Consider the following 2,972-nt stretch of genomic DNA (forward strand, 5'->3'; position numbering starts at 1 on the left):
CTTGACTCAAGCATTAATGCAGTACGATCTTCAAAGTTAAGATGATGGTATGACAATTTTATATACTCCATAAACCCTTTAAATTAATTAGGTGGTTTATGTCGCACTTCAAGTTTTACTCTGCCCATCCATGTTTATGATCAACTTTGTCAACTTAAATTAATCACGTGTTTTAACGTCATATAATTCAATTTCAAAAATAAGGTTTGAGTTCGCAGGAATAATATTCCCCATTTTACGTTCACCATAAGCAAGATGTGAAGGAACGATTAATTTACGTTTACCACCAACTTTCATACCCATAATGCCTTGATCCCAGCCTTTAATTACACGGCCAGTACCAATCACAGTTTCAAAATAGTTACCACGGTCAAGTGATGAATCGAATTTAGTTCCATCTTCTAACCAACCCGTATAATGAGTAGTAATCAAAGCACCTTTTACCGCTTCTTTACCTTCACCTACCACTAAATCGATAATCTCTAATTCTGCGCTCATGCCGTCAACCTTAAATATAAGTACTTTTCGAAAAGCATATTATAAAACAGTTTGGAATTGATGTGCCCTTGGTTTCGACTCTGGGCTCACAATCTCCTCTGAATTTGACTGTGTGTAGCCCGTATAAATTATCGTTAAATTTTTTTTATAGGCTGCTCAATTTATTTACGGCATAAAAAAAGGATGTAAATGACATCTACATCCTCTTTGAAACATCAACAATCAAAATTATTGCAACTGCGTCCATTCAATTACAGCTTGTGCATGGTCACCAATCAGTGTCCATTCACCATCCATCACATTTAACTGCAAAGACATGGTACGTTCACACAGCGCTTGAATTGCTTCAGTCGTTGCTTCTGACAACTGCCAAACTTCGACGTTTTTGAGCGTTTTCAATTTGCTGCTACGCTTGTACCATTCAGCAACTGAAGAACCATACGTAATGACTGCAACATGTGGGCAACGTGCGCTAGCTTTCTTAACTTTATCTTCGTCAGGACTGCCAACTTCAATCCATTTGACCAATTGACCTGTTAAATCTTTTTCCCACAAAGCCGGTTCATCAGTTTCAAACAAATCCTTGGTAAATTCTAACGCCTCACTTGCATAACGTGCGTATGCAAGTACACGAACCATCAAACGCTCAATGGTTTCAGATGGATGTAATGCCATAGTGAGTTGATAGTCACCATATTGGTGTACATCCATATTGGCAATGTTCAAATCTGCTTTATAAATTGTAGCTTTCAGCGCCATACAAGAGTCCTCAAATTTGGCGCCTAGCATATAAGATTTGGCGCGTCTTTGCTGACATGATTTACTTAATTCTCTGCGTCAATACGACATTGCATGAGTAAATCTTCAAACGCTTGCCAGTCACGTTCACCCTGATAAATGACTTCGACTCGATTATCGATACCTTCTTCGCTCGACAAATAATTAAATTGCTCTGGATTAAAGTTAAAGGTTTTCCAACCTTGATTGGTGTGAAAAATACCTTTAATTCGGAGCCAATTTTTCTGCTCACACAGTAAATCGAGCAATTCCATGAAATCAAATGTCCATCTTTTTGGGAGCTTCCACCCCGCAACACTATAGCCTTGTGCGGACTCGACATAGTGATATGGCAATTGTTTTATTTCAATTGGCGTACTTTGAGTCTGCTGTTTTTGTATTCGCAGTAAAGGCTGTATTTTACGTGGGCTGCCTGCATAAACGTGATCTATCTCGGCAAATTCGATCTTGCCATTTTCAGGCTTTAACCACAGCTGTAGATAAGGTGCATAGGCCTTTTGCAAATCGTCCAATGCATGCTCATCGGCATTCGTCATCATATCAACATGAGAGATGAAAACAATTTGCGCGACTTTCAATTGATCCGCATATAAGTTCTGCTTGGTCCAATCAGCATCGTGCAAACGTGAACCATCGACCACAGTCACTAAAGCACGCATACTTAAATGCGGCAACCAATGCGGCTCTGTCAGTTGTTCTAATAACTGAGCTGGATGCCCAAGACCTGTTGGTTCAATAAAGAGACGATCTGGTTTTTCTTCTGAGAGTAAACGAGATAAAGCAATTTGCATGGGTAATTGGCTGCTACAGCACAAGCAACCACCTAAGAGTTCTTTCACTGCATAGCCACCTTGTTGTGGCAATAATTCCTGATCAACCCCAATTTGTCCAAACTCGTTCATCAGAACGGCCCACGTCTCCCCTTCGGGCTTCTGTGCCAACAAGTGCTGTAATAGCGTGGTTTTACCCGCACCTAAAAAACCAGAAATAATATGAACAGGAATCGCGCCATGTGGGGACACTAATTTCAAAGCAAACTCACTCATACAAAATGTAAAAGACCAATGAGCATCACTCTAATGACTTCACATGCTCACATCAATACTTGTGTTCTATACCTTCGAATCCTATTTGCAGGCTAAATGGCGCAAGCGTGTTTAAATCTTTCTAAAATGATGAGCCATTTAATATTCAGTCACACTTAATTGACAATCGCGCCATTATCTTTCCGTTATTGCATCAATTTGAAAAGAATACTTACATTTATATTTGCCAAATGATCGACCAAATGGCCTATTCACACGATGTAATGTAAATCGACTGTTATTCCATTCGAAAAAATAATATGTGTTCAGGATATATTTATAAAAAATTAAGATGAATTTTCTGGTTATTTTTTACATTTTTTGCACATTGGGCTATTGCTTGTTGCATAAAGGTTAATCGTTCTGTTTCGCTTTATTGCTCGCATTGCCGCTCGTGATTTATCGCTTTAGCATGAGTTCTCTCCTGATTGTTGTGATGAACTTTCAGGTTTTATTAAAATATACTTTGTACACGACAAAAAAAGATAACTCATTGAAATAATGGCATAATACTTGTTTTCTGACGACGAATATGATGACACATTTCAATGAGTTACATCTCATCTTAAACAAATATCTAAAGTGGAACAA

At 38.5% G+C, this 2,972-nt stretch carries 3 protein-coding genes; all 3 read right to left on the bottom strand.

The window, feature by feature from the left end; genetic code table 11:
* Nucleotides 1-159 precede the first annotated feature (159 nt).
* The 3 genes from FTT84_RS17370 to FTT84_RS17380 all read right to left on the bottom strand — a co-directional run bounded on the left by FTT84_RS17370 (nt 160) and on the right by FTT84_RS17380 (nt 2,342).
* The gene (locus FTT84_RS17370; protein WP_004981094.1) at nt 160-498 is read right to left on the bottom strand and encodes an FKBP-type peptidyl-prolyl cis-trans isomerase; all 339 of its coding nucleotides are present in this window, start codon (nt 496-498) and stop codon (nt 160-162) included.
* Nucleotides 499-726: 228 nt separating this feature from the next.
* The gene (locus FTT84_RS17375) at nt 727-1,257 is read right to left on the bottom strand and encodes a YaeQ family protein (RefSeq protein WP_067764480.1); all 531 of its coding nucleotides are present in this window, start codon (nt 1,255-1,257) and stop codon (nt 727-729) included.
* A gap of 65 nt (nt 1,258-1,322) precedes the next feature.
* A complete protein-coding gene (locus FTT84_RS17380) occupies nt 1,323-2,342 on the bottom strand; it encodes a GTP-binding protein (protein ID WP_373685047.1) in 1,020 nt (339 codons plus the stop codon).
* Nucleotides 2,343-2,972 lie beyond the last annotated feature (630 nt).

The organism is Acinetobacter sp. YH01019, from assembly GCF_013420285.1.
In the GTDB taxonomy this organism is placed as follows: domain Bacteria; phylum Pseudomonadota; class Gammaproteobacteria; order Pseudomonadales; family Moraxellaceae; genus Acinetobacter; species Acinetobacter gandensis.